Origin of the sequence: Nostoc sp., assembly GCF_036917195.1 — a bacterium.
GTDB lineage: Bacteria > Cyanobacteriota > Cyanobacteriia > Cyanobacteriales > Nostocaceae > Nostoc.
The window spans coordinates 114,223-128,150 of sequence record NZ_JBALDG010000013.1 but is presented as its reverse complement, the minus strand read 5'-3'; the positions used below and the strand labels follow the sequence as shown (position 1 = coordinate 128,150).

Sequence of the window (13,928 nt, the reverse complement as noted above, 5' to 3'; positions counted from 1 at the left end):
GATGAAAAGCTGCTTTTGAGTAAGTCAAAGCTGCTTTTGCTTGCGGAAAACACCAAAATGTGAGATGAAAAGCTGCTTTTGAGTAAGTCAAAGCTGCTTTTGCTTGCGGAAAACACCAAAATGTGAGATGAAAAGCTGCTTTTGAGTAAGTCAAAGCTCATTTTGAGTAAGTAATCAGGGATTTTTACTTAATTCAACATGAATTTTAGTTTAGGTGATCGCGCTTTTCAGTTTAATCACGGTACGCTTTGCTGAGAAGTCAAATTTTACTGCTCTAAGGAAAGGTGATCGCGAAGATTTGCTAGATTTTCACGGCACTTAACAGTCCAGGGATGATTCACCCCTAGTCGTTGCTTACAAATCTCCAAAGCTTGCAGATACAATGGTTCAGCTTCGGTATAACGTCCTTGTAAATAGTACAGTTTTGCCAGATTGTTGAGACTAGCTGCGACATCTGGATGTTCTTCACCCAGCAGCTTGCGCCTGAGTGCCAAAGCTTGGATATGAATGGGTTCGGCTTCGCTGTATCTGCCTTGAAAGTTGTAGAGTCCCGCTAGGTTGTTGAGGCTTCTGGCGACAGATGGATGTTCTTCACCCAGCAGCTTGCGGTAGAGTGCCAAAGCTTGGATGTAAAGGGGTTCGGCTTGGCTGTATCTGCCTTGAGAGTAGTAGAGAAACGCTAGGTTGTTGAGACTAAGTGCGACATCTGGATGTTCTTCACCCAGCAGCTTGTGCCTGAGTGCCAAAGCTTGGATGTAAAGGAGTTCGGCTTCGCTATATCTGCCTTGGGAGTCGTAGAGTACCGCTAGGTTGTTGAGACTAAGTGCGACATGTGGATGTTCTTCACCCAGCAGCTTGCGGTAGAGTGCCAAAGCTTGAATGAAAAGGGGTTCGGCTTGGCTGTATCTGCCTTGGGAGTTGTAGAGTGTCGCTAAGTTGTTGAGACTAAGTGCAACATCTGGATGTTCTTCACCCAGCAGCTTGCGGTAGAGTGCCAAAGCTTGGATGTAAAGGGGTTCGGCTTCGCTGTATCTGCCTTGGGAGTCGTAGAGTCCCGCTAGGTTGTTAAGACTTTGTGCGACATCTGGATGTTCTTCACCCAGCAGCTTGCGCCTGAGTGCCAAAGCTTGCATGTAAATGGGTTCAGCTTGGCTGTATCTGCCTTGGGACTCGTAGAGAAACGCTAGGTTGTTGAGGCTAAGTGCGACATCTGGATGTTCTTCACCCAGCAGCTTGCGGTAGAGTGCCAAAGCTTGAATGTAAAGGGGTTCGGCTTCGCTGTATCTGCCTTGGGAGTTGTAGAAATACGCGAGGTTGTTGAGACTAAGTGCGACATCTGGATGTTCTTCACCCAGCAGCTTGCGGTAGAGTGCCAAAGCTTGGATGTAAAGGGGTTCGGCTTGGCTGTATCTGCCTTGAGAGTCGTAGAGTGTCGCTAGATTGTTGAGACTTTCTGCGACATCTGGATGTTCTTCACCCAAGCGCTTTTTAGTGACTTTTAAACACTGCTCATACCAAGGTAAAGCTTGGTTATATAAACCTTGACCACTGTAAAATCTAGCATTGCTGGTGAAAGCCCAAATTAAATAATCATCACTGACATATTGAATGAGATTTTTTGCTACTTCAGCTAAATGAGGTATTGCAGGTGTGACATCGGTGATTTGTTTAAGGGTGGGAGTTTGAGGAATATCTTTAACAACTGCTACCACTACCCGACAAAGCGATCGCTTAAGTTTTTCTGCCTTTTCTAAACCTATACACTTATATTGGAAAAACTGCCGCAACAGTGGATGCAATTGGTAAACTCCCTCACCTTTGCGCTGGAGTAAATGTAGATTCAGCAAGCTATCGTCTCTAATTTCTTCTAAATCTTCCGCATCTTCTTCTGGCAAACACTGTTCCACCAACTTCCAAGGTATAGGTGCGGCGGCAAATAAACTCAACAAACAACCCAGTTGCTTATCGTCGTCCTCTGATTCCTGCCAACTCAACTCAAAGGCTGCTAACACACCTCGTTGTGCTGTCATGTCGGCTTCCAACATAGATTTAGAGAGGGAACGCTCATCTAATCGCTTGTTTTCCAACCGCCGCAACATTTCTGTCAAGGATAAATCCTGTTTCCGCGCCAGATAGCGCCCCACTAATTCCACACCCAAAGGTAAATATCCCAGCCACTCACACAACTGATTTGCTAAAGCTAATTCTCGCTCAATTCGCTCTGGTGTTTCTTTGAGTAAAGACCTCAACAACTCCAGCGCCGCTTCTGGTTGCAGCACATCCAAAGATAACTGTGCGATGCGTCCCAAGTTCTGGCGCGTAGTCATCAACACTTTAAACCGAGAAGATAGCGACTGTAAGTAAGGCTTAACTTCCTCGTAGTCGCTGACATCATCCAGCACTAGCAGCACATCACCCTCACACCAACGCCGCCAGCAATATTGCACTTGCGCGAGTATATCAAAATCTTCTGGCGGCTTTAAATCAAGCTGCGTTCTGGCAAACTGCACAACTTGAATGCCCACATCCCCAGTTTTTGCTAGCAACCAGCAAAGCCCACCCTTATATGTTTCGCGTTGCTGAATGGTATATTGCAGAGCGAGTTCTGTTTTACCAACTCCACCCATACCAGCAATAGCTGCGATCGCAACTTGTTTATTATCCTGCAAAAGTTGGTGGAGGTTTTGCAATTCTTCCTCACGCCCGACAAATTCCACCACTCCACTCAGGGGCAAATTTTGCGGTATTTCAGTAGAGGGATTTAACTTTACCCGTTCCCATTCAGGCGACTGTAGTCAATCAGGGGGATGATTATTGTAATTGATAGTAATGGGGCTATTTTCTACACCTTGAAACGTAGGAGCTTTACTATCATTGCTTTGAAAACCTTGACCTCCATAAACATTCTGGACATTTTTACCTTGAACCTTGCCAATATTAATTTCCTGGTGAATTTCTTTAGCAAGGCTTTGAACTTCTTCGCCAAATTGGGGGTTGGTGTCCATCTCCACTTGCAAGTAGGTAGCCACTAAATCTAAATCTTGCTTAGAACCTTGTTCAGCTTTTGTTAAGGCTTCCTGTGCTTTCGGCTTACCTTTGAACTTATCCCAAATTTTTTGACGCAGCAGTTTTAGCTTGTCCAGTGTACTTTCTGTTATCTTCTCTACGGTTTTTCCTATAGCTTTGGTGATCACCAAGTTTGCGATCGCAGCTGCTGTCAGTGATACTGGCTCCATAAGTTTGCCAAAATACACGAGATTATACTTATGGTTCTCAGTCTAACAGTCTCTAAATAGGTAAGGGAGAACAAATAGCAAAATAAATCATAAAACAATTTAAGGGACGACTCCTACAGGTGAAATCGTCCCTCCCAACTTATAAAAGTGAAATATTCCTTATCTGCTTACCCTGAAAGGTTCAACCCACTCATCCCAAGAGCGATCGTAGCCATCATAAGTAACTTTATAAAGATTGTTACTAACTTCTAAAACCTGTCCTTGATACCATATCCCCTTCCACAAAATTCTTACTGAATCTCCCGTTTGAAATGATGCTCGAAAGCGTGAATATCCAACCCATTCATCGCAGGAGCTATCATAACCATCGTAGGTAATATAGCACTGATCATGATTAACATTAAGAACCGTTGCCGGATACCATGTTTCCTGCCAAAGAACCTCAGCCTTTTGTCCCACAGAATAGGGTGAAGCAGCAAAAGCACTGGGAATCAATGTTCCTACCCAAGTTTCCCTAATCTTCATAGCAAACAATACTCTGTTTTTCATAATTTTTTCTATCCTCAATCAGTAAAACCGAATCTTGATGATGATTTATGGAAATCTCATTCAAAATTTGCCACTAACTGTTACTATCTTTATGGAATAAAATTAGCGATCGCGTCAGCAAAAATTATGATTTTCCGCCGCTATTTGTGAAGATATCGCTGAAGTATTCCGTATTTAAAATTAACAGCAGTTACCGATTTTACTTAATTGAAAGTCTTAGATCCCCGACTGATTCGAGAAGTCGGGGATCTTGTTGTTCGTGTTCATACTGAAACGGGACTTTACAGTTTATTGATATTTTTGAAATTAGCGGATCTCAATCTAATTTCATAAAGTCCTAGCAAACCCGCTGCTACTAGCAAAGGTAAGAAATAGTAGACTCCCCGATAAGCCAGCAATGAACCCAAAATTGCTGCACCAGAAACTTTTGAGGAGAGAATCAGCAAAATTATAGTTTCAAACACTCCCAAACCACCAGGGACATTACTAACAACACCTGCAAACATCGCTAGTAAGTAGATTCCCAAAAAATCCAGATAGGACAAAGATATATTAGCAGGAAGCACAGCATAAAGAACTGCCGCTGCCAAAATCCAGTCAAAGCTTGAAATTGCTATCTGTGCAAGGGATATTTTAAAAGAAGGAAATCGAAATTCTTGTCCACGAATTATTAACGGTTGTTGAATAAGAATACTTCCTAGCAAATAGATAGCTACCAATAGCAGAAAAATCACGCCGATGGGACGCACAGTGGTAAAAGGTAAATGTAGTTGAGTGGGAATTTTCAGGGGGTTGACAAGGAACAAGAAACCTGCAACAGCAAACATCCCCAACCAAAAAGTAAAATTGGCAAAAGCAATTACTTGAGCGATCGCTACTGCTGACACTCCCCAACTAGCATAAAATCGATAACGAATAGCACTGCCAGTCAGCAAAGCAAAACCGATCGTATTACTAAACGCAGAGCTAATAAAGTTGGTTAAAGCAATCTTGTTCCAACTTAGGGAACGATTAATGTAGCTAAAACCTAAGATATCGTACCCAATCATCACTAGATAGCCCAAGGCTGTCAGCCAAATTGCCCAGCTTAAGCGACTTTTGGGAATAGTAGCTAGAGAGTTGAAGATATCACGATAATTATACTCACGTAATTCGTGAGCGATCGCCCACAGGGAAAGCACCAGCAGCAACAAGCCAAACAAAGAACTGAAATTGTGTTGCAACTTTTTAAGCATCGTGAAAAAACTTATCCTAACTCTTTACTTTTAACTTATTAGCAGTCGTAAAGTTTCCATTAGGTTGACACAGCATTGACATATCATTTGCATAAGCTTTTGATTGCCAGCATCAACTGCCAAATGCCCCACACCCTTCAAAGATGAACTACAAACAATCTAAAATTCTCTTGCTAGTTTCAGTATTAACTCTAGTTGGCTGTAATTACCGTCAAACTGTAGCAGCAAAAATACCTCAACAGCAAGATTTACAAACAATGCCTTCTGTCCCACCAACCCAACCTAATGCTAGCGACGTAGCTACTCCCCTAAGTTACAAAATTGAAACTTACGATAGTCAAGTAATGGGCGCAAGTCGTACCTACGGCGTTTCTTTACCCCCTGGCTATGGGCAAAACCCAAAACAAAGCTATCCTGTAATCTTTCTCCTCCACGGTGGACATGGTAACCCCACTGATTGGTTTATTCAAAACAAGGGACAAGCTCTCAAGACTGTGGAACAACTTTATACTACAGGGAAGTTGCCACCCAGCATCATCATCACACCAGATGGCAACGACAAACGTGGCTCTAGTCCCTACCGGGACCCTGAATATATTGATGGCCCTAACGGTAAAGTCTCTACAGCCGTGGGGGATGAGTTAGTAAAAGTTGTGCAAAGCCGTTATCGGACACTAACCAATCCAGATTTTTGGGCAATAGGTGGTCTATCTTCTGGTGGTTGGGGAGCAATCAATGTGGGATTACATAACCCGGATCATTTCTCGATCTTATTTAGTCATAGTGGTTATTTTCAGGATAAAAGCGGCCCAATCAATAGTCCAATAGCTTATATTAAAACCATTCCTCCACAAGCTAAAAAAAGGTTGCGGATATATTTAGATTCAGGTAAATCAGATATTGAAGAAATCGACCAAGCCGAAAAATTTGCTAAAGTTCTAAACGAACTAAAAATTTATAATCTATTTCGTGAGTTCCCTGGCAGTCATACCTGGAAATACTGGCGCAAACATTTAGCCGATTCTTTGACATTTGTGGGCGAACAATTTAGATTGTCTGATATAGCACATAAATCTGAAAAATTAGATTTCTCTGCTAACAATACTCAAAAATAATCCAATTTTATCAAAACATTCATATCAAAATGTAAATATTGAAAACTCTGCTGGAAAATTGTAGCAGATTAACTAGAAGTGAGTTTGATTAGAGATAACTTTTTTTACCAACTAAAAAAAGATGAAAATTTCTAAATTTTTAATTAGTTTGGCAGGAGCGATCGCTATCCTTACTATTAGTGGTTATTATTATGTATTTATCTTAGGTGCGCCGCAACTAGACCCGCCCCAAAAACAAGCAAATACTGGGCTAAAGTTTCAATTAGCAACCTTCAACTCCCAAGCGATGAGTGCAGTCCGTAACTACGGCGTGATTTTGCCCCCTGGTTATAACAAAAATCAGCAAAAGCGCTACCCCGTGATATTCCTACTACACGGTGGTCATGATGATGCCCGTGCTTACGCTGATAAATATGCAATTTTAGACATACTGCATAAGCTTTATCAAAATGGAAAATTACCACCATCGATTGTGATTACACCTGATGGTAATGATAATCGCGGTTCTAGTCCTTTGTATGATCCTGATTACTTTGATGGGCCGAATGGTAAAATAGGGACTTTGATTGGTTTAGAATTAGTACAAGTTGTCAAGTCGCGCTACCGCACTTTAGAAGAACCCCAGTTTTGGGCGTTGGGAGGTCTTTCTTCTGGGGGATGGGGGGCTTTTAATATTGGGTTACGCTATTTGAACAACTTCCATATTCTGTTTAGTCATAGCGGTTACTTTACTGATAATAGCGGTTCACAAAATAGTCCCCAACAAATCGTGCAACAGCTATCACCTGAAGATCGCAAGCGATTGCGTGTTTACCTGGATGCGGGTCTGAACGATACTAATTTACTGGCTTCTACCAAAGCCTTCAACGAAACCTTAAACAAATTAGGCATTGCTCACGTATTTTATGCGTTTCCAGGAGGTCATGGTTTGTCTGGCGCTGATGTAGGCTGGAACTACTTCCACAAACATCTTAAAGATTCGCTTTCCTATGTAGGGGAACAATTTAAAAAAGTTAACAGTTAAGAGTTAAAATTTGAAAACTCAGGTTCTACCGCTTTGGTTGTGCTATGACATTCAAATTAAGGTGTTATGGAGAAAATTCAAAACATCGAAACTTAACCCGTATAAGTAACACAGCCGATAAAACTAGTTTGTTTATTATTTTAGTCCCTAAAGAGAGTGGTAGAGCCAAAACTCCTAACTTCTAATTAATACTTTTAGACTAATGACCAATAATTTAAAAACTCAGATTGGACTTTGGAATGTAGCTTTCCTTACAGGTTTAGTCGGAGTAATAAATTTGTTATCAGCAGTGACACCTAACCTATATGGGCGAAATCACTGGTTGAAGGAATTTTTACCATTTGAAATTCGTGCCACTGGTCATGTATTTGCAGCGCTGACTGGCTTTGTTTTACTCACACTTGCTACTAACTTGTTACGGCGAAAAAGAATAGCCTGGTTACTGACCATTGGTTTACTAGTGATTTCCATTTTTAGCCACTTGCTGAAGGGATTAGATTATGAAGAAAGTCTCCTCTCTGGAGTTTTGCTGCTGCAATTAATCTGGATGCGCCATTTTTTCACAGCAAAATCAGACCGTCCTTCAATCGCACGGGGAGTTCGAGTGCTAATAGGCGCTTTATTATTTACTCTGGCATATGGAACTATTGGATTTTACTTGTTAGACGGCAAGTTTTCAGAGAATTTTAATTGGCGTGAAGCGATAGTTCAGACTTTAGCGATGTTCTTCACCGAGGATAATTGGGGACTGCAACCAAAGGGCCGATTTGGAGAATTTTTTGCTAATTCCATCTATATTATTGCCGCGGTTACCATTGCATATGCAATATTAATGCTGTTGCAACCTGTATTTTGGCGGAATCTAGCAACCCCAAAGGAACAGCAAAAGGCAAAAGAAATTGTCGAGCAATACGGCCGTTCTTCTTTAGCAGCGTTGACCCTATTAAATGATAAAAGTTATTATTTTAGTCCTACTGGTAACAGTGTAATTGCTTATGTTCCCAAAGGACGGGGTGCGATCGCCTTAGGAGATCCCATAGGCCCGATTGAAGACCGCAAAGAGACAATTATTGCTTTCCAGCAGTTTTGCCAGCGCAACGATTGGTATCCTGGCTTTTACCAAACTTTGCCTGATGATATTCAGCTTTACAAATCGTTGGGGTTTAAGGTACTCAAGATTGGAGAAGAAGCGATCGTTGACCTGAAAACTTTTACCTTACAAGGTAAAGCCGGTAAAAACTTTAGACCATCAATCAATCGTTTAACTAAGCTAGGATACCAAATCGATTTTTACCAACCACCCATCGCCAATGATTTATTGCACCGACTCAAACCTGTGAGTGATGAATGGCTGAAGATGGTACAAGGTTCAGAAAAACACTTTTCTTTAGGTTGGTTTGAGGAAGCTTACCTGCGAGACTGCGAAATTGCTGTAATGCATAATCCCGAAGGTGAGATCAGCGCCTTTGCTAACATTGTCCGGGAGTACCAACTCAACGAAGCGACCATTGACATGATGCGACACCGCCCGTCCATCGAAAATGGCACAATGGACTTTCTATTTATTTCCCTACTCCAGCATTTTAAAGAGTGTGGCTACGACAGCTTTAATTTCGGTCTTTCTGCCTTTGCGGGAGTTGGAGACAACCCAGAATCGCGCCGCTTGGAGAAAGTATTGCACTATCTTTACCAACATTTGAGTCGCTTCTACAATTTCAAAGGACTGCACTCCTACAAAGACAAGTTCCGCCCCGGTTGGGAACCACGTTATTTGGTTTACCCTAGTTTAACCACCTTACCCGATGTAGTTGTGGCATTGATTCGCGCAGATTCAGGCGATCGCCTCTTTGATTATTTCAAACCCGGAGCCTAAATAACGAATTTATACAAAGTTACTCAGGGGCACAAAGGTTATAAAGCATCTATTCTGGCGTTATTCAGCAGTATGGCAGAAATGCTCGGTACAGAATAACACCTCATTGCAGGGCGATGTCTACGACGGGCTACGCCTACACAATTTTATTTTTTATAGTATAATTGTACTATAAGAGGATGTAATACCATTTCACTTTAATAATGATACAAATACGTTGCTAGGGGCATGGCATTGCCCATTAGTGTCAACTTAAGCTAAAACTTTTTTAAAACCTCGTTTCCAGCCTCTGGCTGGAAATGCTCCTCATTGCGGCTCTGCTGCTAGTCTCAGAGCCTCTCATTAGGCATTCCCAGTCGGAGACTCTTAACAAGACAAATAGATTCTTGATCTCTTTATATGGATGGTGACAATATGGCAAGTAATCAAATTTCTCTGCTAGAACTCATCCAAATTTTTGCAGAATATCGCAACAATATCATCATCAATATTAAACATCTGCAAGAAGATTATCAAAGAACAGGTATTAAGCGTATTAAAGGTGTTAGAAACGAAAATGGGGAACTGCTTCAACCTTGGTTGCAAACAGAATATATAGATAATAATGAGTATGTTGGTATGGGCGAATTTCAGTTTAATCGCAATACTGCTACTATTAACATGCTTGTCAAACGTCAAGTCAAACTTACCAAATTTGAAGACCAAACCCCCACTATTGAGGTAGCAGGTTTGCTGGTAAATGACCTCAATAGCTTTAATAATTACACGATTGTAAGTGACGGCAAAATAAATGTGAAGTCCTTAAAAATCAAACTTAGTAGTAAAAAAGCTTTTGACTTGCTCAAAGAAAAGGGTGTGGTGGATGCAAAAGATTTTGACTTCAATGCTGAATATTCCATCCAGCTAGATAACTTACCGCTTGTAGCCTTTGATAGTTGTTACAGTAGCATTGATGGACTATTCTATCAGCTAGCAGAAATTAAAGTGCTTGGTAGTATTATTTCTGCTCACTTGAAAAAAGAGTCAGATGTATTTATAGCGGCACAGTTAGACGAGTTTCAAAAGCACTATTTGTCCAAGAATATTTATATCAACTTTCCTACAACTAATGAATACACTGATGTCAATCAAGCTTTACTTCATGGGACTCTTGACTCAAGATTGAGCTATAAAATCGACATCGGTAGTGAAGAAATTCTTCATCTCAGTAAGTTACCTTCTGCTAACAGGTTTCTAAATAGAATGTATCGTCTTTATGACAAACAAACTGGAGAAATTATCATTAAGCCGAGTTTTGAGATGGCATTTAATGAGAATCTCACTGTTAGGCACAGGTTACTGTCATCACGCACCAAGATTACGAAAGTTGACGAGTTTATGAAACCAATTTTTGATGATTTTCTTGGGCTTGAGCAAAATGGCATAGTTGTAGGTATTCTTAAGAAAGTTGGTGCTGATAGTTTGGCGCAGTTATTGGAGAATAAACAAACTGGTAAGCAAATCAGCAAAGAGGAAATGGTTGCTGCTTTGACAGCAGCGAATACTAAGCTAGAGCAATATGTAGAAAAAATCTACCGAGATCAGATATCTCCTTTGGTATTTTACATTGGTTGTACTGGACTATTGCCGGATAAAATGGAAGCAAAAGCTATGACTGCTGAGGAAGTTGCAGCTAAATATCCCGATTTACAATTTTCTAAAGATGAGCAAGAAGGTACTTTTTTTGCAGTTGGTGATAGTATCATCAGTATTTATGCAAAAACTGAATATTACAGCAAACTTATTTCTGTCGCTATAGACAATTAGATTGCATAGCAGTTCTAATTTTTGCTTATTACACAGTAGTGGCACAAGTTATTGTGCCACTATAAATATGTATTATAAATCTAATTGATGACTGCTGGAAAAGCCGCATATAAAATACAAAACTATTAAGTATTTTTAGCATTTTTGCACTTCTTGATTATCAGCCAGTAGATTTGGCTATATGGATTTATTTTGTCGAATAGGTATCTCAATTATAAACATTGCTCCTTCTCCTAGAGATGAAATACATCGCAGTTGACCATGATGTTTTTCTGTGACAATTTGATAGCTAATTGACATCCCTAAACCAGTTCCCTTTCCTACTACTTTAGTCGTAAAGAAGGGATCGAATAGACGTTGTTGAACTTCTTGTGACATTCCCACTCCATTGTCAGCAATCTCAATAGCAACCCAATCTGAGTTGAGTAACTCAGTACGGATAGTGATTTGCAGATTACAACTTGACTGCTGGTTATTGATATATGACTCTTCCAAAGCATTGATCGCGTTTGTGATGATATTCATAGTTACAAGAATGGCGATACGTTTACGTTTCGCTCTGATAATCATAAAAAATATGAGATTATTTTCAATAAACTTGAGAAAAATTGGCGTTGCTGAATCAAAATATGAATCACGCGATCGCTTGCGAGCTGCTGTCAGCATCAAAAATATCTTCAACGTTGATTACCACGAATCATCTTCTGACATTCTCAGAGTCTTTCCAGGTGAGCCGCTGACGGTGCAGGGAACAATTTCGTGGCAGTTTTGACTCCAATAGAATACAAAGGAGTATTGTTTATGCACTCAAAAAAACTCCGAGACTTTGTATTAAGACTACACCGTTATATCGGGTTAGCTGTAGGTCTGATTGCGATCGCTATCGGTCTAACGGGTAGTTTGTTAGTCTTTCATGATGAAATTAGTGACTTTTTATTGCATCGTCAGATTGGAACGATTACTCCTAGTGGCGAACGCTTACCTGTGGAAGTTATCCTCAATCAGGTGAAAACAGCCTATGCAAATCAACCAGGCGTAACAATTGATCGGATTTATATGTCTGCAAAGCCAAATGCTCCCGCGATCGTTGTTCCCAGAAAACGGGAAAGCGATTTGGCTGAACTCTATGTCAACCCTTACACTGGAGTGGTTCTTGGAAACAGTCAGGAAATTTTTTCGGAAAAATTTTTCTCCGTTGTCTACGAACTCCACTACAGTTTATTAGCAGGTAAAACTGGATATGCGATCGCTGGGATTGCTGCCTTATTGATGTGTATCCTCAGTATTACAGGTATCCTCCTCTGGCCCGGTTGGAGAAAGCTGCTCAACGGCTTCAAAATCAAGCTTGATGCTCATCCAAAACGGGTTAACTTTGATATTCACAAAGTTGCAGGCATTGTTACAGCTATATTTATTGTCCTCACAGGCTTCACTGGTTTCTGCTGGAATTTCTCTGATTTCACTAAACCCATCATCTATGCAGTGACATTTACCCGCAAGCCAGCATTGGAACCTGTCTCTGTACCTGTTCCTGGTAAAACTCCACTGGAACTGGCAGACCAATTAAAAACTGCTCGTGCTACCTTCCTAAATGCAATGCTGGGGACAATTTACTTTCCTCGTAAACCAGAAGATGCTTTGAGTATTCGCTTTAAATTGCCTCAGGATAATGATGAGAACGGGCAAAGTTATGTTTATCTCGACCAGTACAGTGGTAAAGTGTTGCGAGTGGATAACATATTGGAGATGCCGTTGGGCGATCGCGTCCTCAATTCTTTTGAACCACTCCATTACGGCACTTTTGGCGGAATACCTACGCGCATTTTCTATGTCTTCGTTGGACTTGCACCGTTAATTCTATTTATCACTGGCTTTGTGATGTGGCAGTATCGTCACCGCACAAAACCACATATTTATACAACATCAAGTTCAAATTTGCCGAATTAACATTTTTATGAATCAGTGATTTCGGACTCACATAACAGCAACCAAAGGCAATAAACCTACGGTTCGCAGTGCGATCGCATAGATAGATGTAATATATCTAATCAACGGCGATACGCAGATCGCACAGTACAACACACAAGGTTACTTACACGACTATCGCATGGAACAAGCTAGGCAATTACTGCTGTCAAGGCAAATGAAAATTGAACAAGTCGCTCAAAAAGTTAGTTATGCAAACCGCAGTCGCTTTGCTAGTACGTTTAGAAAAAAATACGGTGTAAATCCAAAAGCGTATTAAAAGCAAATAGATGGCATGATTTAGCCAACCTGCACAAGAGGTTTGCTAAAGTCAAAAGTATCCGGCAACTTCAAGGATTGGCAAATGGTTAGAGACTACTCACCCGAAACACAATCCAATTCGTCTCAGAGACATCTGCCTCCGCTTGAAAGTGGCGATCGCCTCACTCGCCCCGAATTTGAACGGCGTTATGCGGCTGCAACCCATATTAAGAAAGCAGAACTCATTGAAGGAATCGTTTACGTGGCATCTCCCTTAAGACATGAGCAGCATGGCAAACCTCACAGTCGAGTTATAACTTGGTTAGGAGTCTACCAATCACTGACTCCTGGTGTTGATTTGAGTGATGCACCGACAGTCAGACTAGATTTAGATAATGAACCCCAGCCAGATGCAGTGCTGTTTATTGAGCCGGACGCAGGCGGACAAACCCGTTTGAGCAGCGACGGTTACATTGAAGGCTCTCCCGAATTGATTGTTGAAATTGCAGCGAGTAGTGTCGCTATTGATAGAGGCAGCAAAAAGCAGGTTTATCGCCGTAATGGGGTATTGGAGTATGTAATTTGGCAATCCTACGAGAATCAAATTGAATGGTTTTGCCTAAGTGATGGCGACTATCGATTGCAATCTCCCGATGCAGATGGAATTATTCGCTCTCAGGTGTTTCCGGGTTTATGGTTGGCGGTGAAAGCGCTGTTGAACAATCAGATGATGCAGGTGTTAGAGGTGGTGCAAGCGGGATTGAAATCACCGGAGCATAGTGCGTTTGTGCAGCAGTTGCAGAAATAAAGGTAGGAAGGCGATCGCTTCAATAGAACAGATATAAGCACAGTGGCAAAAAAGTC

13 protein-coding genes are annotated in these 13,928 nt (G+C 41.2%); 8 read left to right on the top strand and 5 right to left on the bottom strand.

Going from position 1 to position 13,928, the window contains the following annotated elements; genetic code table 11:
• Positions 1-266: 266 nt before the first annotated feature.
• From V7K40_RS04780 to V7K40_RS04765, 4 genes are all read right to left on the bottom strand, one after another.
• Positions 267-2,735: a tetratricopeptide repeat protein gene (locus V7K40_RS04780; RefSeq protein WP_334957205.1), complete on the bottom strand. Its 2,469-nt coding sequence runs from the start codon at positions 2,733-2,735 to the stop codon at positions 267-269.
• A gap of 60 nt (positions 2,736-2,795) precedes the next feature.
• Positions 2,796-3,236, bottom strand: coding sequence for a hypothetical protein (locus V7K40_RS04775; RefSeq protein ID WP_334957203.1), 441 nt, complete (start codon positions 3,234-3,236; stop codon positions 2,796-2,798).
• A gap of 159 nt (positions 3,237-3,395) precedes the next feature.
• Positions 3,396-3,785: an agenet domain-containing protein gene (locus V7K40_RS04770; RefSeq protein WP_334957201.1), complete on the bottom strand. Its 390-nt coding sequence runs from the start codon at positions 3,783-3,785 to the stop codon at positions 3,396-3,398.
• A gap of 281 nt (positions 3,786-4,066) precedes the next feature.
• Positions 4,067-5,020 (bottom strand): lysylphosphatidylglycerol synthase domain-containing protein, encoded by a 954-nt coding sequence (locus V7K40_RS04765; RefSeq protein ID WP_334957199.1) that lies wholly within the window; start codon positions 5,018-5,020, stop codon positions 4,067-4,069.
• A gap of 143 nt (positions 5,021-5,163) precedes the next feature.
• On the opposite strand from V7K40_RS04765, the gene V7K40_RS04760 reads away from it, so the two are divergent.
• The 4 genes from V7K40_RS04760 (at position 5,164) to V7K40_RS04745 (ending at position 10,838) form a co-directional block, all read left to right on the top strand.
• The gene (locus V7K40_RS04760) at positions 5,164-6,135 is read left to right on the top strand and encodes an alpha/beta hydrolase-fold protein (RefSeq protein ID WP_334957197.1); all 972 of its coding nucleotides are present in this window, start codon (positions 5,164-5,166) and stop codon (positions 6,133-6,135) included.
• 121 nt (positions 6,136-6,256) lie between these two features.
• Complete coding sequence (locus tag V7K40_RS04755) at positions 6,257-7,159, top strand: alpha/beta hydrolase-fold protein (RefSeq protein WP_334957195.1); 903 nt, start codon at positions 6,257-6,259, stop codon at positions 7,157-7,159.
• 202 nt (positions 7,160-7,361) lie between these two features.
• Positions 7,362-9,032, top strand: coding sequence for a phosphatidylglycerol lysyltransferase domain-containing protein (locus tag V7K40_RS04750; protein WP_334957193.1), 1,671 nt, complete (start codon positions 7,362-7,364; stop codon positions 9,030-9,032).
• Positions 9,033-9,446: 414 nt separating this feature from the next.
• Positions 9,447-10,838 (top strand): hypothetical protein, encoded by a 1,392-nt coding sequence (locus V7K40_RS04745; protein ID WP_334957191.1) that lies wholly within the window; start codon positions 9,447-9,449, stop codon positions 10,836-10,838.
• Positions 10,839-11,015: 177 nt separating this feature from the next.
• Here V7K40_RS04745 and V7K40_RS04740 read toward each other — a convergent pair whose 3' ends face one another.
• Positions 11,016-11,363, bottom strand: a complete 348-nt coding sequence (locus tag V7K40_RS04740) for an ATP-binding protein (protein ID WP_334957189.1) — start codon at positions 11,361-11,363, stop codon at positions 11,016-11,018.
• A gap of 52 nt (positions 11,364-11,415) precedes the next feature.
• Here V7K40_RS04740 and V7K40_RS04735 point away from each other — a divergent pair, with 52 nt between their 5' ends.
• The 4 genes from V7K40_RS04735 (at position 11,416) to V7K40_RS04720 (ending at position 13,872) form a co-directional block, all read left to right on the top strand.
• Positions 11,416-11,610, top strand: a complete 195-nt coding sequence (locus V7K40_RS04735; RefSeq protein WP_334957187.1) for a hypothetical protein — start codon at positions 11,416-11,418, stop codon at positions 11,608-11,610.
• A gap of 29 nt (positions 11,611-11,639) precedes the next feature.
• A complete protein-coding gene (locus V7K40_RS04730; protein ID WP_334957185.1) occupies positions 11,640-12,785 on the top strand; it encodes a PepSY-associated TM helix domain-containing protein in 1,146 nt (381 codons plus the stop codon).
• 82 nt (positions 12,786-12,867) lie between these two features.
• Complete coding sequence (locus V7K40_RS04725; protein ID WP_334957220.1) at positions 12,868-13,083, top strand: helix-turn-helix domain-containing protein; 216 nt, start codon at positions 12,868-12,870, stop codon at positions 13,081-13,083.
• 84 nt (positions 13,084-13,167) lie between these two features.
• A complete protein-coding gene (locus tag V7K40_RS04720; protein WP_334957183.1) occupies positions 13,168-13,872 on the top strand; it encodes a Uma2 family endonuclease in 705 nt (234 codons plus the stop codon).
• Positions 13,873-13,928 lie beyond the last annotated feature (56 nt).

Bases quoted from the DNA above. Each gene is read 5' to 3' on its own strand.
- V7K40_RS04750 (WP_334957193.1), top strand. From the start codon at position 7,362: ATGACCAATAATTTAAAAACTCAGATTGGACTTTGGAATGTAGCTTTC.
- V7K40_RS04760 (WP_334957197.1), top strand. From the start codon at position 5,164: ATGAACTACAAACAATCTAAAATTCTCTTGCTAGTTTCAGTATTAACT.
- V7K40_RS04745 (WP_334957191.1), top strand. From the start codon at position 9,447: ATGGCAAGTAATCAAATTTCTCTGCTAGAACTCATCCAAATTTTTGCA.
- V7K40_RS04730 (WP_334957185.1), top strand. From the start codon at position 11,640: ATGCACTCAAAAAAACTCCGAGACTTTGTATTAAGACTACACCGTTAT.
- V7K40_RS04720 (WP_334957183.1), top strand. From the start codon at position 13,168: ATGGTTAGAGACTACTCACCCGAAACACAATCCAATTCGTCTCAGAGA.
- V7K40_RS04765 (WP_334957199.1), bottom strand. From the start codon at position 5,020: ATGCTTAAAAAGTTGCAACACAATTTCAGTTCTTTGTTTGGCTTGTTG.
- V7K40_RS04775 (WP_334957203.1), bottom strand. From the start codon at position 3,236: ATGGAGCCAGTATCACTGACAGCAGCTGCGATCGCAAACTTGGTGATC.
- V7K40_RS04755 (WP_334957195.1), top strand. From the start codon at position 6,257: ATGAAAATTTCTAAATTTTTAATTAGTTTGGCAGGAGCGATCGCTATC.
- V7K40_RS04740 (WP_334957189.1), bottom strand. From the start codon at position 11,363: ATGAATATCATCACAAACGCGATCAATGCTTTGGAAGAGTCATATATC.
- V7K40_RS04735 (WP_334957187.1), top strand. From the start codon at position 11,416: ATGAGATTATTTTCAATAAACTTGAGAAAAATTGGCGTTGCTGAATCA.
- V7K40_RS04770 (WP_334957201.1), bottom strand. From the start codon at position 3,785: ATGAAAAACAGAGTATTGTTTGCTATGAAGATTAGGGAAACTTGGGTA.